Source organism: Citrobacter sp. UYEF32, assembly GCF_040546205.1.
Lineage (GTDB): Bacteria > Pseudomonadota > Gammaproteobacteria > Enterobacterales > Enterobacteriaceae > Phytobacter > Phytobacter diazotrophicus.
On record NZ_JBEPNI010000009.1, the window covers coordinates 172116 to 195336 of the forward strand.

16 protein-coding genes are annotated in these 23221 nt (G+C 55.0%); 3 read left to right on the top strand and 13 right to left on the bottom strand.

Annotated features, from left to right (window positions below; translation table 11 throughout):
- Window positions 1–10 precede the first annotated feature (10 nt).
- Entirely contained in the window at window positions 11–1264 is a 1254-nt protein-coding gene (gene glyA, locus ABIB59_RS23130) for a serine hydroxymethyltransferase (RefSeq protein WP_354037179.1), read from the bottom strand.
- A gap of 318 nt (window positions 1265–1582) precedes the next feature.
- On the opposite strand from glyA, the gene hmpA reads away from it, so the two are divergent.
- Window positions 1583–2773, top strand: coding sequence for an NO-inducible flavohemoprotein (gene hmpA, locus ABIB59_RS23135; protein WP_108700831.1), 1191 nt, complete (start codon window positions 1583–1585; stop codon window positions 2771–2773).
- Between the two features lie 43 nt (window positions 2774–2816).
- On the opposite strand, the gene glnB is transcribed toward hmpA, so the two are convergent.
- The 5 genes from glnB to ABIB59_RS23160 all read right to left on the bottom strand — a co-directional run bounded on the left by glnB (window position 2817) and on the right by ABIB59_RS23160 (window position 8938).
- Entirely contained in the window at window positions 2817–3155 is a 339-nt protein-coding gene (gene glnB, locus ABIB59_RS23140) for a nitrogen regulatory protein P-II (RefSeq protein ID WP_024549981.1), read from the bottom strand.
- A 74-nt stretch (window positions 3156–3229) separates the two neighbouring features.
- Entirely contained in the window at window positions 3230–4567 is a 1338-nt protein-coding gene (glrR, locus tag ABIB59_RS23145) for a two-component system response regulator GlrR (RefSeq protein WP_039079641.1), read from the bottom strand.
- Window positions 4564–5298 carry a two-component system QseEF-associated lipoprotein QseG gene (gene qseG, locus ABIB59_RS23150; protein ID WP_039079640.1) on the bottom strand — a complete coding sequence of 245 codons (735 nt, stop codon included), beginning with the start codon at window positions 5296–5298 and terminating at the stop codon, window positions 4564–4566. The genes glrR and qseG overlap by 4 nt, the downstream gene beginning before the upstream one ends.
- Window positions 5295–6731, bottom strand: coding sequence for a two component system sensor histidine kinase QseE/GlrK (gene qseE, locus ABIB59_RS23155; RefSeq protein WP_039079787.1), 1437 nt, complete (start codon window positions 6729–6731; stop codon window positions 5295–5297). The genes qseG and qseE overlap by 4 nt, the downstream gene beginning before the upstream one ends.
- 506 nt (window positions 6732–7237) lie before the next feature.
- The gene (locus tag ABIB59_RS23160; RefSeq protein ID WP_354037182.1) at window positions 7238–8938 is read right to left on the bottom strand and encodes a reverse transcriptase family protein; all 1701 of its coding nucleotides are present in this window, start codon (window positions 8936–8938) and stop codon (window positions 7238–7240) included.
- Between the two features lie 5 nt (window positions 8939–8943).
- Here ABIB59_RS23160 and ABIB59_RS23165 point away from each other — a divergent pair, with 5 nt between their 5' ends.
- The gene (locus tag ABIB59_RS23165; protein WP_354037184.1) at window positions 8944–9105 is read left to right on the top strand and encodes a hypothetical protein; all 162 of its coding nucleotides are present in this window, start codon (window positions 8944–8946) and stop codon (window positions 9103–9105) included.
- A 151-nt stretch (window positions 9106–9256) separates the two neighbouring features.
- On the opposite strand, the gene ABIB59_RS23170 is transcribed toward ABIB59_RS23165, so the two are convergent.
- The 3 genes from ABIB59_RS23170 to purL all read right to left on the bottom strand — a co-directional run bounded on the left by ABIB59_RS23170 (window position 9257) and on the right by purL (window position 17895).
- Window positions 9257–10879 carry a hypothetical protein gene (locus ABIB59_RS23170; RefSeq protein ID WP_354037186.1) on the bottom strand — a complete coding sequence of 541 codons (1623 nt, stop codon included), beginning with the start codon at window positions 10877–10879 and terminating at the stop codon, window positions 9257–9259.
- Complete coding sequence (locus ABIB59_RS23175) at window positions 10869–13883, bottom strand: hypothetical protein (RefSeq protein ID WP_354037187.1); 3015 nt, start codon at window positions 13881–13883, stop codon at window positions 10869–10871. The genes ABIB59_RS23170 and ABIB59_RS23175 overlap by 11 nt, the downstream gene beginning before the upstream one ends.
- Window positions 13884–14007: 124 nt before the next feature.
- Complete coding sequence (gene purL / locus ABIB59_RS23180) at window positions 14008–17895, bottom strand: phosphoribosylformylglycinamidine synthase (protein ID WP_354037189.1); 3888 nt, start codon at window positions 17893–17895, stop codon at window positions 14008–14010.
- 256 nt (window positions 17896–18151) lie between these two features.
- Here purL and mltF point away from each other — a divergent pair, with 256 nt between their 5' ends.
- Complete coding sequence (mltF, locus tag ABIB59_RS23185) at window positions 18152–19711, top strand: membrane-bound lytic murein transglycosylase MltF (RefSeq protein WP_079496144.1); 1560 nt, start codon at window positions 18152–18154, stop codon at window positions 19709–19711.
- Here mltF and tadA read toward each other — a convergent pair.
- From tadA to murQ, 4 genes are all read right to left on the bottom strand, one after another.
- Window positions 19704–20207, bottom strand: coding sequence for a tRNA adenosine(34) deaminase TadA (gene tadA, locus ABIB59_RS23190; RefSeq protein ID WP_039079635.1), 504 nt, complete (start codon window positions 20205–20207; stop codon window positions 19704–19706). The genes mltF and tadA overlap by 8 nt on opposite strands.
- 62 nt (window positions 20208–20269) lie before the next feature.
- The gene (gene yfhb / locus ABIB59_RS23195) at window positions 20270–20905 is read right to left on the bottom strand and encodes a phosphatidylglycerophosphatase C (RefSeq protein WP_039079634.1); all 636 of its coding nucleotides are present in this window, start codon (window positions 20903–20905) and stop codon (window positions 20270–20272) included.
- Between the two features lie 3 nt (window positions 20906–20908).
- Window positions 20909–22267 (bottom strand): PTS transporter subunit EIIC, encoded by a 1359-nt coding sequence (locus ABIB59_RS23200; RefSeq protein WP_354037191.1) that lies wholly within the window; start codon window positions 22265–22267, stop codon window positions 20909–20911.
- Window positions 22268–22277: 10 nt separating this feature from the next.
- Complete coding sequence (gene murQ / locus ABIB59_RS23205; RefSeq protein WP_317077388.1) at window positions 22278–23171, bottom strand: N-acetylmuramic acid 6-phosphate etherase; 894 nt, start codon at window positions 23169–23171, stop codon at window positions 22278–22280.
- Between the last annotated feature and the right edge of the window lie 50 nt (window positions 23172–23221).

Consider the following 23221-nt stretch of genomic DNA (forward strand, 5'->3'; position numbering starts at 1 on the left):
CTTTCAGGGCTTATGCATAAACCGGGAAGCGTGCGCAGATATCCAGAACTTTACCTTTGACGCGCTCGATAACCGCTTCATCATTGATGTTGTCCAGCACATCACACATCCAGCCAGCCAGCTCTTTCACTTCCGCTTCTTTAAAGCCGCGGCGCGTTACGGCCGGGGAGCCGATACGGATACCGGAGGTGACGAACGGGCTCTTCGGATCGTTCGGCACGCTGTTTTTGTTAACGGTGATGTTGGCGCGGCCCAGCGCAGCGTCTGCTTCTTTACCGGTGAGGTTTTTGTCAACCAGATCCAGCAGGAACAGATGGTTTTCCGTACCGCCGGAGACCACTTTGTAGCCACGGTTCAGGAACACTTCCACCATTGCTTTCGCGTTCTTAGCAACCTGCTGCTGGTAGACTTTGAACTCTGGCTCCATCGCTTCTTTCAGCGCGACGGCTTTCGCGGCGATGACGTGCATCAGCGGGCCGCCCTGTGCGCTTGGGAACACAGCGGAGTTCAGTTTTTTGTACAGCTCTTCGTTACCGCCTTTCGCCAGGATCAGGCCACCGCGCGGACCCGCCAGGGTTTTGTGCGTGGTCGTCGTGACGACGTGAGCGTGTGGAACCGGGTTCGGGTAAACGCCTGCCGCAATCAGACCGGCAACGTGCGCCATATCAACGAACAGGTATGCGCCGATGCTGTCTGCGATTTCACGCATTTTTGCCCAATCAACGATACCGGAGTAAGCAGAGAAACCACCGATCATCATCTTCGGTTTGTGTTCCTGAGCCTGCTTCGCCATGTCTTCATAGTCAATTTTACCGGACTCATCGATACCGTAAGGGATGATGTTGTACAGTTTACCGGAAAAGTTAACCGGGGAGCCGTGAGTCAGGTGGCCGCCTTGCGCCAGGTTCATACCCAGCACGGTATCGCCCGGCTGCAGCAGCGCGGTGTAGACCGCAAAGTTAGCCTGAGAACCGGAGTGCGGCTGTACGTTCGCGTAGTCAGCGCCGAACAGCTCTTTTGCACGGTCGATAGCCAGTTGTTCAACGATATCGACATACTCGCAACCGCCGTAGTAGCGTTTGCCCGGATAACCTTCGGCATATTTGTTGGTCAGCTGAGAGCCCTGTGCCTGCATTACACGCGGGCTGGTGTAGTTCTCGGAGGCGATCAGTTCAATGTGTTCTTCCTGACGTACTTTTTCCTGCTCCATAGCCTGCCACAGTTCGGCATCATAATCGGCAATGTTCATTTCACGTTTTAACATCCGCATCTCCTGCTCAGCTAACAATAAAGCAACTCAAATTTGAGGGCCCGTTTTGGGGAACGGCTCACAGTATAACTGATTCATATCGCGATAACAGGTCTTGACAAAGGTTTTTACGCAAACGATTGGCTGCGCGCCAGACAAGGGTTTGAGAGATAATGCACTTTGCCTTTGCAACGGAATTCTTTTCACGTTTGTGATGCAACTTCTTCACGTTGAAATTCATCGCCGCAGCCGCTTTCCTCTTTACAACCCCGCAGCCTCGCCTATAAGATGCATTTTAAATACATCTTATAAATCACCTGACAGGAAGCGACTATGCTTGACGTTCAAACCATCGCGACAGTGAAAGCCACCATACCTCTGCTGCTGGAAACCGGTCCAAAACTGACCGCCCATTTTTATGACCGGATGTTTACGCACAATCCCGAGCTCAAAGACATTTTCAACATGAGCAATCAGCGTAACGGCGATCAGCGCGAAGCGTTGTTCAACGCTATTGCGGCCTATGCCAGCAACCTTGATAACCTCGCCGCGTTACTGCCAGCAGTGGAAAAGATTGCCCAAAAACACACCAGTTTTCAGATCCAGCCTGCGCAATACGACATTGTCGGCCATCATCTGCTGGCGACCCTTGATGAGATGTTCAGCCCAGGCCAGGAAGTCCTCGACGCATGGGGGAAAGCTTACGGGGTATTGGCTGGCGTTTTTATTCAGCGAGAAGCGCAACTGTATGATGAAAATGCGAGCAAAACCGGCGGCTGGGAAGGAACGCGCCCGTTTCGTCTGGTGGAAAAAACCGGGCAAAGCACGTTAATCACCAGTTTTGAATTCGCCCCTGTTGATGGGCAACCCGTTGCTGATTTCCGTCCGGGGCAATACATCGGCATCTGGCTCAAACCGGAAGAATTTGCTTATCAGGAAATCCGCCAGTACTCCCTGACACGCGCCCCTGACGGTAAACATTATCGTATTGCGGTTAAACGTGAAGAAGGTGGGCAGGTCTCAACCTGGCTGCATCAGCGCGCGCAGGTCGGCGACGTGGTACATCTGGCGGCCCCGGCAGGCGACTTCTTTATGGATGTCGAGGGCAACACCCCGGTCACGCTCATCTCCGCAGGCGTTGGCCAGACACCAATGCTGGCGATGCTCGATACACTCGCCCGGGCTGGACATAAAGCCCAGGTAAACTGGTTTCATGCAGCAGAAAATGGCGATGTTCACGCCTTTGCCGATGAGGTGAAAACACTGAGCAGCAAACTGCCTCGCGTGACGTCTCATGTCTGGTATCGCGCGCCTACCCATTTTGATAAACAGGCGCAGGCCTTTGATAGCGAAGGGTTGATGGATCTGAGTAAGCACGAGTCGGCATTCAGCGATCCGGCCATGCAGTTTTATCTTTGTGGTCCGGTGGCGTTTATGCAATTTGCCGCGAAGCAACTGGTCGGGCTGGGGATGAAGGCAGAGAACATTCATTACGAATGTTTTGGCCCGCACAAGGTACTGTAAGAGCAGGAAGAATAGCCCTCACCCGCCAGGGTGAGGGAGAGAATCAGATAGCCGCGTCGTCTTCTTCGCCGGTACGGATACGTACCACGCGGGCAACATCAAAGACAAAAATCTTACCGTCGCCGATTTTACCGGTTTGGGCCGTGCGGATAATGGTATCTACGCAGGTCTCAACGATATCATCGGTGACAACGATTTCGATTTTTACTTTCGGCAGAAAGTCCACCATGTACTCTGCACCACGGTACAGTTCGGTATGGCCTTTCTGGCGACCAAACCCTTTCACTTCGGTCACCGTCATCCCGGTAATGCCGACTTCGGCCAGCGCTTCACGCACGTCATCCAGTTTGAAAGGTTTAATAATTGCATCAATCTTTTTCATGGTTGGTCCTTAAAAACGCTTGCCAGTAAGCTACTTCGTAATCGGTTGCTCACACTACCATATTCACTACGCCATTACTCTTTAAAGTCGTTGGCATCCAGTTCATGGCGCGAGAGCAATTTGTAAAATTCAGTACGGTTGCGCCCGGCCATCCTCGCCGCGTGGGTGACGTTACCTTTGGTGATTTGCAGCAGCTTGCGCAGGTAATTGAGCTCAAACTGATTCCGTGCCTCCACAAACGTGGGCAGGGCCGTGTTCTCACCTTCCAGCGCCTGCTCAACCAGCGCGTCGCTGATGACCGGCGATGAGGTCAGCGCTACACATTGCTCAATGACGTTGACCAGTTGGCGCACATTACCCGGCCAGCCTGCGGTCATCAGCCGTTTCATCGCATCGGTGGAAAAAGCGCGCACAAAGGGTTTATGTCTGTCAGCCGCCTGACGCAACAGGTGGTTGGCCAGCAACGGGATATCCTCCGCACGTTCCGCCAGCGCCGGGATTTTGAGGTTAACCACATTCAGGCGATAAAACAGGTCTTCACGAAATTCGCCGCGCGCCATTGCTTTGGGCAGGTCGCGGTGGGTCGCGGAGATAATCCGCACATTGATGTCGATATCACGGTTGCTGCCGAGCGGCCGGACTTTGCGTTCCTGCAACACACGCAGCAGTTTAACCTGTAGCGGAATGGGCATATCGCCGATTTCATCAAGAAACAGCGTACCGCCTTCTGCCGCCTGGAAGAGCCCCTCACGGCTGCTGACCGCGCCGGTAAAAGCACCGCGCGCGTGACCAAAGAGTTCAGATTCCAGCAACTGCTCCGGTAACGCACCACAGTTGATGGCGATAAAGGCATTTTTGCTGCGCGGACTGGCATTGTGGATCGCCTGCGCAAGGATCTCTTTCCCGGTCCCGCTCTGGCCGTTAATCAGCACGCTGACATCAGACTGCGCCACCATTCTCGCCTGCTCAAGCAGGCGCAGCATGACCGGGCTGCGGGTAATGATCGTATCGCGCCACTGATCGTCTGAGGCGGGTGCAGAGTGCTCCAGCGCATCATCAATCGCCTTGTACAATGCATCTTTATCGACCGGCTTGGTCAGGAAGCTGAATACCCCCTGCTGCGTTGCGGCGACCGCATCCGGAATGGAACCATGTGCGGTGAGAATAATGACGGGCATACCCGGCTGCACCTTCTGGATCTCCGTGAACAGTTGCATACCGTCCATCTCATCCATACGCAGGTCGCTGATGACCAGGTCCACTTTCTCGCGAGCCAGCACGCGAAGCCCCTCCTGCCCGCTCTCGGCAGTGACAATGCTGTAGCCTTCACTGGTCAGACGCAAACCGAGCAGTTTTAACAGGCCCGGATCGTCATCCACCAGCAGCAGATGGGCAGGTTTTCGGCTGGTCATGGTTTCGCGTCCTCTTGTTTCGTTTCGGTCCTTGCGGGGCGCGCGCTATCCGGTAGATCATTGCCCGCCGGTTTGCGGCTGGAGAGCCGACGTTCTATATCGGTCAGGTTTTCCAGTTTGCGCGTGGTCGTGTCCAGTTGCTCACGCAGAAATTGTTGCTGCTGGCGTAAGGTATCCAGCTCGGCATCCGTCGACTGCTGGAGCTTGCCATAACGACCACGCTCTTCTGCAAGCTGGAGCTGTGATGTCTGACCGTCGCGCCAGAGCTGATAAAGCGGACGCACAGGTGCGGGAATTTGCGGGCTTAACACATCAAGACGCGTGATATTCTCACGCCGTTCCAGTGGGGTAATTTTCGCACTCGACAGTAAAATGCCGCGCTTAAAGGCGTCCTGCCACGTATCGTCGGGCCAGACGCGCGCCTCAGCACGCGCTTCTGCAGGCGCCAGGCGCCCGGCGCAATCCATACTGCGCAGCCAGAATAACGGGTTGGTATCGAAAGCCTGGCCGGTTAATGACCAGATATTACCGCAGTCCGTCAGCAGGAAATCGGCCAGTTGATGTTCCGGAAGCTGCTCTTCGAATTGTTCATGTACAGCATGCTCAGGCGTCTGGGATACACAACCTGCCAGCAGCAGGCAGGGCAATGCACGAAGCATTTTCTTAGGCAACAACACCGCGCCAGCCACGCGGGAAAAAACGTGCGACATACTCACCTGATTTCGCTTCATTTGTTGGATTTTTCCGACGCATTAAGCGGTAGCTCAATGCGAAAACAGACATCTGCATGATCGACGTCCACCAGATGCAACTCGCCGTGCATACGGCGAACGCAGTCTCTGGCGATGCTTAACCCCAGGCCACTCCCCTTCACCGCGCCTTTTCGCTGATGGCTCCCCTGGAAAAAGGGTTCAAAAATCATACTGCGTTCCGCCTCAGGAATCGGCGTACCGGTATTGGATATCTCAATACGCAGCCGCGAGCCTGCAAGATAGCTGTGAATATAAATGTTACCGGATTCAGCCCCATAGTGCACCGCGTTCGAATAAAGATTATCCAGCACGCTCATCAGTAACATCGGCTCAGACCAGCATGAAGCCGCATCCAGCACAACCTCGGTATGCATCATTTTAGCTCGCGCGGGCAAACTGTGAGCCGTAAGAACCATATCCACCAGCGGCTCGATCTCAACGTCTTCGAGTTCAACCGCGCCATCCGCCAGTTTCCGGTTGTAGTCGAGTAATTGTTCAATCAGTTTTTGCAGATTACGGCTGCTGTCATCCAGGATAGCCACCACCTCTTCCTGCTCTACTGTTAACGGCCCGACGACCTGATCGGCAAGCAGTTCCGTCCCTTCACGCATGCTGGCAAGCGGGGTTTTCAGTTCATGAGAGATATGGCGTAAAAATTGATGACGCTGTGATTCAAGCCAGGAAAGGCGTTCACTTAGCCAGATGATGCGTTCCCCCACGTAGCGCAACTCACGCGGGCCTTTAAAGACTACCGTATGCCCAAGGGAGCGCCCTTCCCCCAATCGGTTGATCATCCGTTCAATGCCCTTCACCGGGCCGATAATCATCCGTGTAAACAGCAGCACCATCGCGAGGCTAACCAGAAACAGCACCAGTGCCTGCCAGCCGAAGAACTGACCGCGCTCGGCAATTTCCTGCTGCAACTGCTGTCCACGGGAGAACACCACCTGCCGCGTTGACTGCACCATCTCGGTATTCGCCGCCGCAAAGGCTTCGAGTCGTGCGGACGCCTCTGCGGTTGGGCCACTGCTTTTGCACTGTAACTGAGCGAGATCGTTCAAATCCTGACGAAGCGCCTGGTAGAGTTTTTCGTCCGGTAACACGCCTGCATGGGCATCCAGCATCTCGCTGTAGCGTTTACGTTGGCTCTGATACACCTTTGACAGGGTTGCGTCGTCCAGCACGCAGTACTGACGGTAACTGCGTTCCATTTCCAGCGCGGCATTGGTCATCGCCTCGCTGCGTCGGGCATCGATAAGCGTGGTGCGATTCGTTTGTGCCGCCTGGGCGCTCAGGGCATTCAGGCTTTGCCATGCCTGCCAGGCAAGCACCAACAAAGGCAATAAGATCAGTAAAAACGCCATCATAACGACCTGGCGTAGGGAGCGGGGAAAAATGGGCCAGCGTTTCAACGCAATACTCTCGCAAATCGGGTTTAACAGGATGCTAGCTGAGTAATGTGCTACGGGGAAGCCAGAAAAAGCAAAGCCGGGTATAAACCCGGCTTTGCTTAGAAATTAGGCGGTGCCTAACTCGACGTTTCGCCCGATATCTGAAAAAGCGAACTTTTATCAGCAGTTGGACGGCAGGCACCTTTAAGTGCGTCATTCGAAGTTTATGTAGCACGTCCCGAAGGGGCTGACATAAGAAGGTGAATGAGCCACTGGTTATTATTATGCAACACTTATGCCAAAACGCAAAACAAAATATTAACCTACTGAAATATAAGAAGTTAACAACATTCAGGCGTTGAATAGCGGTTGAATGATTTTCACGCTAACTGTCTCCGATCAGCAACACCCTTTCACCACAAACGCATCAACTATATAAATCAAAGACTTAAGTGTCTCCTTTTGGAGACATCAGAACAGTGGCTTTGTCGCGGTTTCCCGACACTGCAACATGACACAGATAACATTTAAAACATCCGCGCCAGAATCATAATCAGCAGCACAAGGATAAGCACCCAGAAGAAACGTAAAGGGGAACGAGACTTATCAGGCACCTGACCGGCATGAGTCTCAGGCTGCGCGTCGAAATGCAACGCCTCTGTCGCTGATGATGTCGCCTTTTGCGTTGCCTGCTGCTGCGCGGTTTGTTCCAGAACGGGTGGCGGGGCTTCTTGTGCCTGCCACCAGTTATCACGTGGCGATTCCCCACGGGCGGCTTTTGCCCGGAACAACTTCTTGTTCAGCGCTGTAATTCGGCCCGGCGGGGTTGTATATCCATATTGTCTTTTCAGGTCGGTGACCTGCTTTTGCAAAACAATGCCCTTCTCAGGGGCCACCATTGCCACGAAATTAGCATAGCCTTCAAGGCTCGCCATCAGCTCGCCCGATCCCCAGCGCTTTCCTTCCATTCCATCTTTTGCAATCTGAAACAGCAATGCGCGAAAGCGTTTTAGCGTTTTGCGATCCACGGAGGGCTTTTCATTCACCACAATACCGGTGACTTCCTGCTTTTGCGGCTTGCGCATGACCCGTGTTTTCTCAGGGTGGATCTTAAAACCTTCATCCTGAACAATTTGCTTGCAGCGCCATAATAGCTGTTGCACGTTGGCGGACGGCTGCGCACTGGAAAAGGTCATGTCGTCAGCATAACGGGTATAAACAAAGCCAAGCTTCTGTGCCATTGCCTGCAAACGGCTGTCGAGACGACGGCAGATGATGTTGGAAATCGCCGGACTGGTTGGCGCGCCCTGCGGCAGGAAACGTGCATCTTCCTGCACAAACCAGGTCTCGCCATCCAGTGCCACCTGCGTAACCTCAGGTTCCGTAGTTAACAAAGCCAGTTCAGTGGCCAGTTGCTCCGCATAACCTAACTGGCGAAATAAACCTTTTACCCGGCGGTAATTCACCGTCGGGAAGAAGTTTTCCATATCCAGATTGACCACTATTGCCTGGTTCACATGCGGCAGCGCATTACTCAAAATGCTGCGCCCGGTAACAAAACCGTGGGCTGCTTCGTGTAACTTCACACGATTCAGAATGTTTTCCAGAATCCAGTACTGCGCGCGCTTCATGCGTGGCATAGGCGCCGAAATCAGTCGCTCACCGCCATTTTTTTTGGCGAGGGAAAAACGCCGGTAATGGTTTACTCGGGAGACGTTTTTCTGGAAGCAAAGAAAACGCAGCTCATTAATTGTGATGCCCATTGCAGATGCCAGTGCCTGGCTGTCTGCAAGCTCGGGCAGCTTCTGCGCTTGTAATCGGTCTTCGTTGTGCGCGGTGTCGGCGAGGCCAAATGAAAACCCCTCCCCCAGCCAGGTTATCTCTGTTTGCTGCTTTTGATGCCATTGCAACGCACGCGCATAGCGCGCTTCGTTACGGGCAATGCGGGTTTGCTCGCGTTTCTCCAGGGCCGCTTTTTTGCGCGTCTTGTGCAATTCCCGCAATGCTTTTTGCGGGTCATCATAAAGCCGTTGTTTCTGCCCCAGCTCCGCAAGCTGTTTCTGTAACGCCGCACGTTGAGCAATAAATTCTGCGGTGAGAGCGGGTTTATCCTGCGTTTCATCCCAGAAACCCAGACGGATCATTTCAGCGAGGATGTACTCCTCTTTACTGGTTTCGCGGATGCGCTCGTAAATTTGCTGGCGGGTCAGCTTTGAAGATTCAGACATAACGAATGCCCCCTGACCGTGATGGACAAGAGAATACGGGGATGACCGGGAGGGATAGCGGCGTGGCGAATAAGGCCTTCGAAGCGTTCCTGGTACTGAGGTTATCCACTCGACGCAGAGTGGAGTACCTGTCACTCATTGGCTTCGTTGAAGCCATACTGCAATAGTGACAGGTACTCACACTCTGCCCAGTGAAGATGGCATCAGTGACGCGTGGGCAGTCATAAAACCTGAATGGCGATCCACCATCCGGGATGCAAGGTTTCCTTGCCACGCCGCTATTAACGTCGAGTATAACAGCAGAAAAAGTCCTTTTCATCATGCTTTTACCTTTGCTGCCAGCCGCAATGCCAGCATATGTTCACACGGACCACGACGCAGTCGGTTCTGATGGAAATAGTGACAATTGCACTCGCCCACCGTCAGCCGCTGGTCTCTATCCAGCATCAGGGAAACGTTGTACCGTACGGCATTATCCAGAACCTGACCGCGCATTTGCGTTCCGGTGGTATTACTCAGGGCGCTTTCTACCTGCACCAGGCCGGCGTTGACGAAGTTGATAGCCTTCTCTTCCCGTTCGTTACTAAAGCGCAGTTGTTCCAGTGGGATCGGCTCGCGGCAGAGCGCGCGAATACGATAGAGATCTTTGTTAAGGTCATAGAGCACCTGACCATGCTGGCTGTAGGCTGCCAGCGCCGCTTTTACTATGCTTTCGTCCAGCCCCAGTTCGGTGGCAAGAGAGGCGCATGAAGCCATATGGCGCTTGCTCAGTGCCTGATAAACCCGTTCCAGCGTCAGGGTATCGACTGCCTGGCGTGGCGCGAGCAAATCAAAATTACCCTGGGCCGACCAGTCATTCGCGCTCCAGCCGGACAGGCCGAGCGTAAAACTCATCGCCCCTAAATCTGCGGTCCAGAATGAAGGCATACCATCGTCGAGAAGGCAGACATCGAATTTTTCAGCTATCGGGATCAGACGTTCGAGGATATGCAGTCTGCGCCGTCCCCAGACACGTATGGAACGCGGCTGGTCGCCCTTGTAGAGCGAACGTGGGCAAACCAGGGTTTCATTCCACGGCTCAAAAATCACTTTGACGGGCTGCCCCGGCGTCAGCTCAAAACGCAGCGAGCGCGGCCCGCTACGCTCTTTTTTACGCCTGAGCCGGAAGCAAATATTGTGCATATCCATGGGCGCAAGCGAGAATTTCACCATCGGCAGGGTCATCGCCGAGCTGACTTGTAAAAAACCGCGCACCCAACTGTCCGGCAGATCGATTTTCTTCTCTTCACACTCGCTGCCAGCAGTCTGTATGGCGAAGCCGTCCGGATCAATTTTCAACTGCGTCGGGTGATAATCACGGATTTTCTGAAATGCCTGGTAGAGCCCTTCGGAATAGTCGATGTTGGTGGTCCCAAAGGCACGCTCGCTGATGTTATCAAAAACATCGTAATGACAACTCAGTTTGCCGTAGCTTGATTCATCCTCAGAAAAACACTCAAAAAAGACTTCATCGGGATGCACAGTGATCACCGGATCCAACACATACCAGGCATCAATATCGTTTTTATAGAGATAATTGAAATAAGCTTTTTGCGCCTCATGGTAAGGTGCAAGCAGCGTTGCAGCCTCTTTGTTCAGCACATGTAATCGCCCGCTAATCTCATTCGCTTCTTGCTCAAGCTGGCTTTTCTGCGCAATAAATTCTGCTAATAACCGCTGTTCTTCTCCCGCCAGCCAACGCCGATAGTCGGTTTTATCTTTTGGCTGAAAACGCATGTCCGATACCACCACGTTATGCAGCGCGGAGATGGCCTCGCGAAACGCCAGTTTCTGCCTGAGCTCACCGACGAAGAACGCCGGTGGGCGAAGGCTATCTGGCGAGAACGTCAAACCGTTTTCCGAGGCCTGACTCTTTCCCTGATAACGATAACTAACCTGCATGAGGCGCTCCTTGTTCGGGTCGGGCAATAATGTCCAGCGGCAAATTCAAATGGGGATACTGTTTTTGCAGTTGAAGCATGGCCTTGATCAGCGGCGCTTTGTCTTTTTGCACCACTGTCAGCGACAGACGAGTCAGCAATGACGCCACCATCTCAAGCACCAACGGGCTGGCAGCCGCCTGCTGCGTAAGAAAAGCAAGCGTCCTGTCTTTAGCGACACGCCCACGGTTAACCTGGGAAAGGATTGTCAGGAAACAAGGTTTCAGCGCCAGGATGACGTCAGGCTTTCCGGTCGCATACTCGTCAAAAAAATGGGTCACAAAGGTCTGTACTGTCAATGACGGATGCTGACTCAGCTTTAACAGGTACGCTTCCCCCTGCTCGCGCTGGAAGAACGTTTGTAACAGTTCCCGACCGTAAGCCTGCACATCGTCGCGGTTGCTGTCGCAGACCTTGACGATCAGCTCCGGGGTCCAGCCTGGGGAGGGGGAGTTCTGGCGGAAATACGCAAAACCAAATTCTCGGGTTGCGGGCCAGTCGCTTTCCAGTAGCTCCAGCGCAGCACTGCTCTGTTCGCGGACAACATCTACATGTGACGTGAAGGCCTTCAACGCATAATCACGAATATAATGGTCAGGGTGATTTGCCAACGCCACCCATTGATTCACGCTCCACGCCAGCGGAGAACGGGCCAGAAGACACTCACGTCCCAGGCTTTGCGCCGCCAGCGATCTGGCATGAATCAGCCGCCAGATGGTGTCTTTATCCAGGGATTGCAGGCCGGCATTAAGCTTGTGCGTGAAGAACGTTAACAGCGCCTGGTGTGCGCCTTCGTGGGCTTCTTTTTTAAAAACTAAGGGGAATAATCCCGCAAAGACCTCAGCAGCATGCTGCCCGGCCAGTTGCCCCAGAAGCGTGTAACAGGCTTGTCGCTCTTCTGCCTCACCGCACTGGAGCAGATCAATTAGCTGCGGTAACTGCAGCAAGACTAATTCCGGATTTTGTTTGCCTAACAGCGCGATGCCCGCGGCGCGGATAGCCGCGACAGGCGAGTTGTGAATCTGAACCAGCAGGGCTTGCGAAAGCGGGCTCTGCGCCAAATCGGAACTCACCAACAACCGGGCGGCTAAAAGCTGCACACCCGTATCGGGATGGGCGAGCAGCTCGCTGAAATTCTCAATCGTCAGCGACGGGGCCATGGCAGACAGATGGCTCACCAGGCACATCGACAACCAGAGGGCATGTTGCTCAGAAAAGGTGGTCTGCGCGTCGGTAAGCCGGAGCAAAAGCGCCCGCGTTAACGTCACCTGTTGCGAGGTGATTAGAGGCTGCCGGGAAAAACGCTCTTCTAACCACGCGCTGATCTGCGCATCGTCAGCCAGCAAAAGCGCGGTAACCAGTTCGGCTTCGTCAAACAGTGCGCTAATGCTGTTTAAATGGGTCAGCGCCAGGCTGCGAGCTTGCGGGTGGACACTGTTAATCAGCCCCAGCAGCAGCTCAGGAGTGAGCGAACGCGCAGTAAGAAGCGAGAGCACAAAATCGGCAATGAGCGGGAACGGACGAGCCAGCAACTGCACCAGTTGGCTATCAGTGAGGGCCTGGCAGAAGGAGGCATTATCTTTCATTGCCCTGAGCGCAAACGTGCAAACGGCTTCACTCTCGCTCAGGCACAATAACGTCAGCAGTGCATCAGGGCGCTGATCCCAGAGTTGTGGAAATGCCTCGACGCGGCGTTCATCCTTTTCATCGCTGACCCGAATCCATAACGCTCTCTGCCTGTGGCGCTGATAGTGAGGGTGATGTAAACGCAAAATGGCGTTCCACGTGAAAAGATGCGCATCGCTGGCGAAAACGCCTGAATCACTCTGCTTTTCTGTAACCAGGTATTCTTTCTTATACTGGAGCAGAAGTGCGCAGGCCATATCGACATAGCGAGCGTCGCCACGGGCACCGAGACGCCGCAAGGCACGCCAGCTACGGCGCCGCAGGTAGTCGCGCGTTTTGCGCGAATAGGCCAGCCTGCTATCGTCGCGCAGAAGTTCCTGACTGGGTTTGAGATAGCCCACGCCGTTCACCCAGATGCCGTCCCACTGGGCAGAATAAAGTTCCCGCGTAGTATCAAAACGCCAGGCCAGCAGGGCAAACACTGGCGCATCCAGGCGGAATTCGGCCATTTTGAACAGGTAGCGCACACCTTTAAACAGATTAGGGCGCAGAGGCAGAACGTATAGCAGACGAATCAGGCCTTGATGCAATAGCGGGTTGTCCAGCGCCACCCGGTAGAGCGTTTTGAGTAATTTACTCGCGTTGGGATTCTGTTCATTAATATGGCGCTGAAGTTGCGCATCGATTGCCCCAGTATCACCAACTGCTAACGCCTGGAACAGCTCTGACGGTAACGATGCCAGCAAGTTTTGCCGCAGCACAGCGATATCGTCATCGTCACCCAGACGCAGATACACTTCATAAGCAAGGTTGTTTAATGGCGAATATGGGCTTTCAAGAAAGAGTCTTACACGCGCCAGGTTGTGCTGATTTCCCGTGCGCCCCAGCGTCCAGAGGCGGGCGTAATTTTCCAGCCAGTGATGTTCCTCGTTAAGCCCCTTTTCCAGCCAGTCTGCCAGCATAGCGTTCGGCTGCTGAGGGAGTCGCCATATGCTTCGGGCTCGTTGTTCGCTCTCTTTAATGCGATCGATTTGGCGGATTAAGGTGTGTAACGAAGAAGAGAAAGCGCTGACAGCGGAGGAGGAAAGCGAACCGGCCTCAACGTAGCCTTTGTTGGTTTTGGCAACCACTACGCTTGCGAAAATAGCCTCGGCATTGGTGAAATCAACGGGGGCAGGCGTTTTTGTCCCTTCCCGTAACGTGCCGCCACGTCGTCCGTAACGAAAATTCACCCAGTAACGATTCACTTCGTTGCCAGGCTGTTCACAGAGATCCACCTCATAGACCTTGTCTGAGGCTCCCTGCGTAAAGGTTAATTTTACCTTTTTAATCAGCTTCATAACCGTTCCCTTCCCTGTTAGCGCCGGAAACGATTGTACTCAATATCGCCAGTTCTGTCTTTTAGATAAGCAACCGGAAAGAGGAAGCACGCCCGACCATGCGGGCCGGGCGTGCTGGACGGGGTTAACCTAACTGCTTACGCGCATTGCGGAAGATACGCATCCACGGGCTGTCCTCGCCCCAGTTTTCCGGGTGCCAGGAGTTAGAAACCGTACGGAACACACGCTCCGGATGCGGCATCATCAGCGTCACGCGACCACTTTCGTTGGTAACCGCGGTAATACCGTTTGGCGAACCGTTCGGGTTAGCCGGATAGGTTTGGGTCACTTTACCGAAGTTATCGACAAAGCGCAGCGCCACCAGACCTTTGCTTTCAAGCTGAGCCAGATGGACATCATCACGCACTTCCACGCGGCCTTCACCGTGGGAAACCGCGATAGGCATTTGTGAACCGACCATTCCCTGCAGCAGCAGCGACGGACTTTGGGTCACTTCGACCAGGCTGAAACGCGCTTCGAAGCGGTCAGAGTGGTTACGCACAAAACGTGGCCACAACTCACTGCCCGGCACCAGCTCACGCAGGTTAGACATCATCTGGCAGCCGTTACATACACCCAGCGCCAGCGTCTGCGGACGGTGGAAGAAGGTTTCGAACTCATCGCGCACGCGGTTGTTGAACAGAATTGATTTCGCCCAACCTTCACCCGCGCCCAGTACGTCACCGTAAGAGAAGCCGCCACAGGCAACCAGCGCCTGGAAATCTTCCAGACCGGTACGCCCGGCCAGCAGATCGCTCATGTGGACGTCGATGGCATCAAAGCCCGCACGGTAAAACGCCGCCGCCATTTCCACATGGGAGTTAACGCCCTGCTCACGCAGTACCGCCACTTTCGGGCGCGCGCCGGTCGCAATATACGGTGCCGCAATGTCTTCGTTAATATCGAAAGAGAGCTTCACGTTCAGGCCCGGATCGCTATCGTTGGCTTTCGCCTGATGCTCTTCGTCAGCGCATTCCGGGTTGTCACGCAGGCGCTGCATCTGCCAGGTGGTCTCTGCCCACCACATACGCAGAGTGGTACGACTTTCGCTGAACACAGCCTGACCTGCCGCCTCGATAACAAACCGATCGCTCGCCGTGGCCTGACCCAGGTAGTGAACACAATCCGCCAGACCGTTTGCCGCCAGCAGCGCTTCTACAGCTTCACGGTCCGCGGCACGAACCTGAATGACGCCACCCAGTTCTTCGTTAAACAGCGCCGCCAGATGATCCTGGCCCAGTGCGGCGATATCCACATTCACACCACAGTGACCGGCAAACGCCATTTCGGCCAGCGTCACCAGCAGACCACCGTCGGAACGGTCATGCCAGGCCAGCAGTTTGCCCTCTGCCACCAGCGCCTGCATCGCATTCCAGAAACCTTTCAGTTGCTGGACATCACGCACATCGGCAGTTTTATCGCCCAGTTGACGGTAAACCTGCGCCAGCGCGGTTGCGCCCAGCGCATTGTGGCCTTTACCCAGATCAATCAACAGCAGGGCGTTGTCTTCGGTAGAAAGTTGCGGCGTCACGGTACGACGCACATCTTCGACGCGGGCAAAAGCGGTGATCACCAGCGACAACGGCGAGGTCATCTCGCGCTGCTCGTGACCTTCCTGCCAGCGGGTCTTCATCGACATGGAGTCTTTACCCACCGGAATGGTCAGGCCCAGCGCCGGGCAGAGTTCCTCACCCACGGCTTTTACCGCGTCGTACAACCCGGCGTCTTCACCCGGATGACCGGCTGCGGACATCCAGTTTGCCGAGAGCTTAATGCGGTTGAGTTCACCGATTTGCGTGGCCGCCATGTTGGTCAGGGACTCACCCACCGCCAGACGGGCAGAGGCGGCGAAGTCCAGCAGTGCCACCGGCGCACGTTCACCGATGGACATCGCTTCGCCGTAGTAGCTGTCCAGGCTGGCGGTGGTCACCGCACAGTTAGCGACAGGCACCTGCCACGGGCCAACCATCTGATCGCGCGACACCATACCGGTGACGGTACGGTCGCCGATGGTCACCAGGAAGGTTTTCTCGGCGACGGCAGGCAGATGCAGCACACGGTTTACCGCGTCCGCAATGGAAATGTCACGTGAATCGATGGCTTCACCGGCCGCTTTACGTGTCTGCACGTCGCGGGTCATTTTTGGGGTTTTACCCAGCAGCACATCCAGCGGCAAATCGATCGGCTGGTTGTCGAAGTGGCTGTCGCTCATGGTCAGATGTTGCTCTGCCACGGCTTCACCAATCACTGCGTACGGGGCGCGTTCGCGGCGGCAAAGTTCATCAAACAGCGGTAACTGATCGGCCGCAACGGACAGGACATAACGCTCCTGGGATTCGTTACACCAGATTTCCAGCGGGCTCATCCCCGGTTCGTCGCTAAGGATGTCGCGCAACTGGAATTTACCACCGCGCCCACCATCGCTTACCAGTTCCGGCATGGCGTTCGACAGACCGCCCGCCCCCACATCATGGATAAACTGGATCGGGTTGGCATCACCCAGTTGCCAGCAGCGGTCAATCACTTCCTGGCAACGACGCTCCATTTCCGGGTTGTCACGCTGCACGGAAGCAAAATCCAGGTCCGCGTCAGACTGGCCGGAGGCCATGGAGGAGGCAGCGCCGCCGCCCAGACCGATGTTCATCGCCGGGCCGCCGAGGACGATCAGTTTCGCGCCAACGGTGATCTCACCTTTTTGTACGTGATCGGCGCGAATGTTGCCGATACCGCCTGCCAGCATGATCGGCTTGTGATAGCCACGCAGCTCTTCGCCGTTGTGGCTGTTCACTTTCTCTTCGTAAGTACGGAAATACCCGGTCAGCGCCGGACGGCCAAATTCATTGTTAAATGCCGCGCCACCGAGTGGGCCTTCGGTCATGATATCCAGTGCGGAAACGATACGTTCCGGCTTACCGAAATCTTCTTCCCACGGCTGTTCAAAACCCGGAATACGCAGGTTAGAAACGGAGAAGCCCACCAGACCCGCTTTCGGCTTCGCGCCACGTCCGGTCGCCCCTTCATCACGAATTTCACCACCAGAACCGGTTGCCGCGCCCGGCCATGGAGAAATCGCCGTCGGGTGGTTGTGGGTTTCCACTTTCATCAGAATGTGCGCCGCTTCCTGGTGGAAGTCATAACGACCATTCTCGTGGTCAGCGAAGAAACGCCCGACCTCAGAACCTTCCATCACCGCGGCGTTGTCTTTATAGGCAGACAGCACATAGTCCGGGGTTTTCTCGAAGGTGTTTTTGATCATTTTGAACAGCGATTTTGGCTGCTGTTCGCCGTCAATCACCCAGTCGGCGTTGAAAATTTTATGACGGCAGTGTTCAGAGTTCGCCTGCGCGAACATGTAGAGTTCGATATCATTCGGGTTGCGGCCAAGGCGGCTAAACGCATCCTGCAGATAATCAATTTCGTCTTCCGCCAGTGCCAGACCGAGACGCACGTTAGCGTCGATCAGCGCCTGACGCCCTTCACCTAACAGATCCACACTTTGCACCGGCGCAGGCTGATGATGTTCAAACAGGCGTGCCGCATCCGCTTCGGCGGTAAATACGGTCTCCATCATGCGGTCATGCAGTTCAGCCGCCACGCTTGCCCATTGCGCTTCATTCAGCGTTGAGGCCTCAACATAGTAGGCCACGCCGCGCTCAAGGCGATTGATTTTGCCAAGGTCGCAGTTGTGCGCGATATCCGTTGCTTTAGAAGACCAGGGGGAGATGGTGCCAGGGCGGGGCGTAACGAGAAGTAATTTTCCGGTTGGGGTATGGCTGCTCAAGTTCGGACCATATTTCAGCAGGCGTTGCAGCCGCGTGAGCTCTTCCTCGTTCAGCCGATCGTTCACATCGGCAAAATGGACATACTCAGCGTAAATATTGCTCACCGGGAGCCGGGCTGCCTGAAAACGCGCCAGCAGTTTGTTGATACGAAATGCGGACAGTGCAGGCGAACCACGCAGAATTTCCATCATAAGTCTCTCGTCTTCGAAGCTTTAAGTGTGCATCAGGGGGAAAACGGGCGTCATTATAGAGAATCCTGAGCGGTGACGAAACCGTTTGCGTCGAAATAAAATCTTGAGTGGCATTTGGCAGCAAACCGTAGCGGCTTCGCTAATTAGTTGCCAACTGGCGTATTGTTGCGCAAAATGCCGCTCAACGACCGATAAACATCCTTGTATTCATGGCGGCTATTTATTGAGGCATCGCACGGCGCAGAGAATTAACTAATTGAAAAAATTTAAGATTAATTATCTGCTTATCGGCATCGTCACCCTGCTGCTGGCAGCGGCCCTGTGGCCTTCTATCCCCTGGTTCGGCAAAGCCGACAACCGCGTTGCGGCCATCAAGGCGCGGGGCGAGCTTCGCATAAGCACTATCGCGTCCCCTTTGACGTATGCCAGTGTAGATAATAAACCTTACGGGCTTGATTACGAGCTCGCCCAACAGTTCGCCAGCTATCTTGGCGTTAAACTGAAGGTGACCGTACGCCAGAATATCAGCCAGCTTTTTGATGATCTCGACCACGGCAAGGCCGATATGCTGGCAGCCGGGCTGGTCTATAACAATGAGCGCCTCGAAAACTACCAGCCGGGCCCGGTTTACTATTGGGTTTCGCAGCAACTGGTTTACCGCGTTGGCAGCTACCGCCCCCGCAGCCTGGCTACCGTCAATGACACCCAACTCACCATCGCCCCAGGCCATGTGGCGATCAACGATTTACGTGAACTTAAAGAGAAAACGTTCCCGGATCTGAGCTGGAAGGTGGACGATAAAGCAGGCACCAATAATCTGCTTGAAGACGTGGTGAACGGCAAACTCAGCTATACCGTAGCGGATTCGGTCGCCGTGAGTCTGTTCCAGCGCGTCCATCCGGAACTGGCCGTCGCTCTCGATATCAGCGATGAGCAACCGGTCACCTGGTTTAGCCGCCGCGATGACGACAATACCCTGTCGGCGGCGATGCTCGACTTCTTTAATAACATTAATGAAGACGGGACCCTGGCGCGCCTGGAAGAGAAGTACCTCGGTCATGGCGATGATTTTGATTACGTCGACACGCGCACCTTCTTACGTGCGGTGGACAGCGTTCTGCCCGATCTCCAGCCGCTGTTTACGAAATACGCGCAGGATATTGACTGGCGTCTGCTGGCCGCGATTTCATATCAGGAATCCCACTGGGATACCCAGGCGACCTCCCCCACCGGCGTACGCGGCCTGATGATGCTTACCCGCAATACCGCGCAAAGCCTGGGGCTGAGCGACCGCACGGATGCCGAGCAAAGCATCAGCGGCGGTGCGCGCTACCTGCAGGATATGATGGATAAAGTACCTGACAGCGTCCCTCGTGACGAGCGTATCTGGTTTGCGCTGGCAGCCTACAATATGGGCTATGCGCACATGCTCGACGCCCGGTCGCTCACGGTGAAAACAAAAGGCAACCCGGATAGCTGGGCGGACGTAAAACAGCGCCTGCCGCTGCTGAGTCAGAAACCCTATTACAGCAAACTCACCTATGGGTATGCGCGTGGGCATGAAGCTTACGCCTACGTGGAAAACATCCGTAAATACGAAATCAGCCTGGTGGGGTATTTGCTGGAAAAAGAGAAAGAGGCGGCGAAGAAATCACAACTGGCGCAAGGGTATCCGGCGGTGGCGGCGGAGGAGTTCAATCGTGCGCCTTACGGTATCATGCCCTTTAGCGCTTTTACGCCAGGCGAGGCCTTCCCGCGCAATCCGCTGACCGTACCGGACAAACTGGTGGTGCAAGTGCCAGGCGCGGCTAAATAAGCGGCTCCGGCCCTTTTTTCTGCGCTTTCTTCTCCAGCCGACGCTGACGGAAAAAATCGCTTAGCATTCCGGCGCACTCATCGCGTAAAACCCCTTCGATAATCTCGACCCGATGGTTCATGCCCGGGTGGTGCAGCACATCCATCAGTGAGCCTGCCGCACCGGTTTTCGCATCACGCGCACCGAAGACAAGCTGGCCGATACGGCTATGCACCATCGCCCCGGCACACATCACACAGGGTTCGAGCGTAACGTACAGGGTGGTATCAATCAGACGGTAGTTTTGCAACACCATCCCGCCCTGGCGCAGCGCCATGATTTCCGCATGTGCGGTGGGATCGTGGCGGCCAATGGGACGGTTCCAGCCTTCGCCAATAACCTGATTATTGTGGACCAGCACCGCGCCAACCGGCACTTCGCCTTCTTCCCACGCGCGTTTTGCCAGCGCTAACGCATGGCGCATCCAGTAGTCGTGGTTAAGTTCAGGGTTGGACAAAGGGGGACACTCCAGTTAACAAGCGGGGCGCATTATACACAGCCGTTATGTGTTGCACACGCTCATTCCAGTTGCTGGAGCTGTCCACGCGGCGTCACCCGCCAGCGATGCTGGCAAAAATAGAGCAGTGGGTTGTCCTGTTTACTGTCGCTATAGCCACTGTACAGACGCAGCGGCGTGCCGATTTTGCGCTCAAGCTGAGCAACTTTTTCATGCCCCAGACAACGCAATGTAAGCACCCACCCACCGTAGCGGCGCTCAATCTGGCTGGCGATAATATTCACTCGCGGCAGCCAGGGGGTATCAAAATAGACCTGTTCCACCAGTGGCTGCGGCGAACCGGTGATAAGCCAGATATCTGCATCGGAGGCCAGAAGATAGTTGGTGAGTCGTTCCTGCACCACCGGAAATGCCGTGACATGCCCGCGAAACCAGGTGGCAAATTTCTGCTCAAGCCGCTTAAGGTGGGTTTCGCTGTGGCCGAAAGTACATGCCCATAACAACAGACTCATTGGCCAGCGCGCGGCGCGCCCTTTGACTAAAAGGGCGACGCCAATGACGGGCAGTAAAGGCAGAACCAGCAAGACATTCAGAGGGTGATGGCGCAACGCGTAGCGCAGGAATGTGCCGAACATATCCTGCTGATGTAAAGTGCCATCAAGATCAAAAAAGACAATGCGACGCTCGCTGGTAGCCAAATGTTACTCCTCAGGATCGGTGAAACCCAACAGCCAGGTAAACAGGAACCCGGCTATCACTGCTACCAAATAGCCTAACAGATAGAGCATCACTTTTCCGGTAACAATGGTTAACGCAAGCGGTAATCCGGAGATGCCGAAGGTGATAACCGTCGCCACTTTCCAGTAGCTTATCAGCGCACCGCCCACGGCGCCGCCTAAACACGCGCCGAGAAAAGGTTTCCCTAGCGGCAGGGTGACACCGAAAATCAGCGGCTCGCCAATCCCCAGTAATCCCACCGGGAGTGCGCCTTTGATTACTTTTTTCAGGCGAGCATTACGGGTTTTCATGAGCACCGCAATCGCCGCCCCCACCTGCCCGACCCCCGCCATCGCCAGAATCGGGAACAGGGCGTTGTAACCATGCGCCTGTACCAGCTCTACGTGGATGGGCACCAGCCCCTGATGAAGCCCGGTAAGCACGAGCGGCAGAAATGCGCCTGCAAGGATAGCCCCCACCAGCAGGCCGCCGCGATCAATAGCCCAGGAAGCCCCGTGCGCGATACCCTCGGAAATCACGCCGCCCAAGGGTTGTAGCGCAATAATCGCCACCGTCCCTGCGATAAGCGTGGTCAGCAACGGGTTAAGGATAAGCTCGATCGAGCCGGGCAGAATGTCGCGAAATTTTTTCTCAATCCAGCACATTAAGGCCACGACCAGTAACACCGCGATAACCCCACCGCGGCCCGGCTGCAGCGCCTCGCCAAACAGGGTAATTTGCGCCAGTTGTGGGCTGGAGAGGATCCCGGCCATCACCCCGCCCAGCGCCTGCGAGCCGCCAAATACCTTCGCGGTATTTACCCCCACCAGAATATTCATGATGGCAAACACGGCGCTGCCAAAAATGGCCAGCAAACCGAGCATATTGGGGTATTGTGTCGCAAAATCGCCGACGATATCCGGACGTTTGAGGATATTGATAATACCCGTGATCAGCCCCGAGGCGATAAACGCCGGGATCAGCGGAATAAAGACGTTTGCCAGCTTACGCAGCGCATCACTCATTGGGGCTTTGTATTTGGCTTTCGCCTGTGCCTTGTTACGCTCGACATTATCTAGCGCCGCGTCCGCCCCGCTCATTTGTGATCGCATCGCATCCACCACCTGCGCCGCCTTACCCGGCCCGACAATAAACTGATGCTGCTGGCCCTGTTTGACATAGCCGCTAACTCCTGGCAACTGTTTTGTGGCCGCCAGGTCCAGCTTCGCGTCATCGAAAAGTTCGACGCGCACGCGGGTCATGCAGTTTTCAAGACGCTGAATGTTACCCTGCCCGCCCACCCCGTTGAGGATGGCGCTGGCGAGCGCTGCTGTTTTGTCCATACACGCCTCTTTAGTTTTCTAACGCCGCCCGTAAAAAGCCCTGATGCGCCGTCAGTTTCGCGCGTGCCGCAGGCGCATCAAGCCCGGTCAACACCATCAAAATGGCCGGTTTGACGTCGAAATCAGTCTGCTTTAGTACGCTTTCCGCGACATCACGCGTGACGCCTGTTGCCTCTACTACCATGCGACAGGCACGGTCCACCAGCTTGATATTGGTCGCTTTCATATCGACCATCAGGTTTTGATAAACCTTGCCAAATTTCACCATCGCCCCGGTGGAAATCATATTGAGTACCAATTTCTGCGCAGTGCCCGATTTCAGACGCGTGGAGCCAGTGAGCGCCTCCGGGCCAACCACCGGTGAAATGGCAATATCCGCTTCATGGGCAATAGGGGAATCCGGGTTACAGGAGATCGCCACGGTGGTGCAGCCCACGGCATTGGCATATTTCAGGCCGCCGATGACATAGGGCGTGCGCCCGGACGCTGCCAGCCCCACCACCAGATCCGCAGCGTTCAGTGAGAGGGCTTTCAAATCGTCCTCGCCGAGCTGTGCATTGTCTTCCGCCCCTTCAACGGCTTTGAGCAATGCTCCAGGTCCACCGGCAATCAGCCCGACCACCAGACCGTGCGGCACGCCAAAGGTCGGCGGGCACTCAGAAGCATCCAGCACCCCAAGTCGCCCACTGGTACCGGCGCCCATATAAATAATTCTGCCGCCCGCTTTCAACGCCAGCGCCGCCGCATCCACCGCTCTGGCAACTTCCGGTAAGGTGGCTTTTACTGCCTGAGCGACCAGCGTATCCTGTTGGTTAAAACGGTTAACTAATTCGATGGTCGTTAATGCGTCTAAATCCATAGTTTCTGGATTGCGTGTCTCGGAAACCAGTGCGCCAAGATTCATTTTTGCTCCTAAAGAATTTTTTATTCATAATAATAGCAAGACATGGAATA

Coding starts and splice junctions, on each gene's coding strand:
- glyA (WP_354037179.1), bottom strand. CDS start 1,264: ATGTTAAAACGTGAAATGAACATTGCCGATTATGATGCCGAACTGTGG.
- hmpA (WP_108700831.1), top strand. CDS start 1,583: ATGCTTGACGTTCAAACCATCGCGACAGTGAAAGCCACCATACCTCTG.
- glnB (WP_024549981.1), bottom strand. CDS start 3,155: ATGAAAAAGATTGATGCAATTATTAAACCTTTCAAACTGGATGACGTG.
- glrR (WP_039079641.1), bottom strand. CDS start 4,567: ATGACCAGCCGAAAACCTGCCCATCTGCTGCTGGTGGATGACGATCCG.
- qseG (WP_039079640.1), bottom strand. CDS start 5,298: ATGAAGCGAAATCAGGTGAGTATGTCGCACGTTTTTTCCCGCGTGGCT.
- ABIB59_RS23160 (WP_354037182.1), bottom strand. CDS start 8,938: ATGTCTGAATCTTCAAAGCTGACCCGCCAGCAAATTTACGAGCGCATC.
- ABIB59_RS23165 (WP_354037184.1), top strand. CDS start 8,944: ATGCCCCCTGACCGTGATGGACAAGAGAATACGGGGATGACCGGGAGG.
- ABIB59_RS23170 (WP_354037186.1), bottom strand. CDS start 10,879: ATGCAGGTTAGTTATCGTTATCAGGGAAAGAGTCAGGCCTCGGAAAAC.
- ABIB59_RS23175 (WP_354037187.1), bottom strand. CDS start 13,883: ATGAAGCTGATTAAAAAGGTAAAATTAACCTTTACGCAGGGAGCCTCA.
- purL (WP_354037189.1), bottom strand. CDS start 17,895: ATGATGGAAATTCTGCGTGGTTCGCCTGCACTGTCCGCATTTCGTATC.
- ABIB59_RS23200 (WP_354037191.1), bottom strand. CDS start 22,267: ATGGACAAAACAGCAGCGCTCGCCAGCGCCATCCTCAACGGGGTGGGC.
- murQ (WP_317077388.1), bottom strand. CDS start 23,171: ATGAATCTTGGCGCACTGGTTTCCGAGACACGCAATCCAGAAACTATG.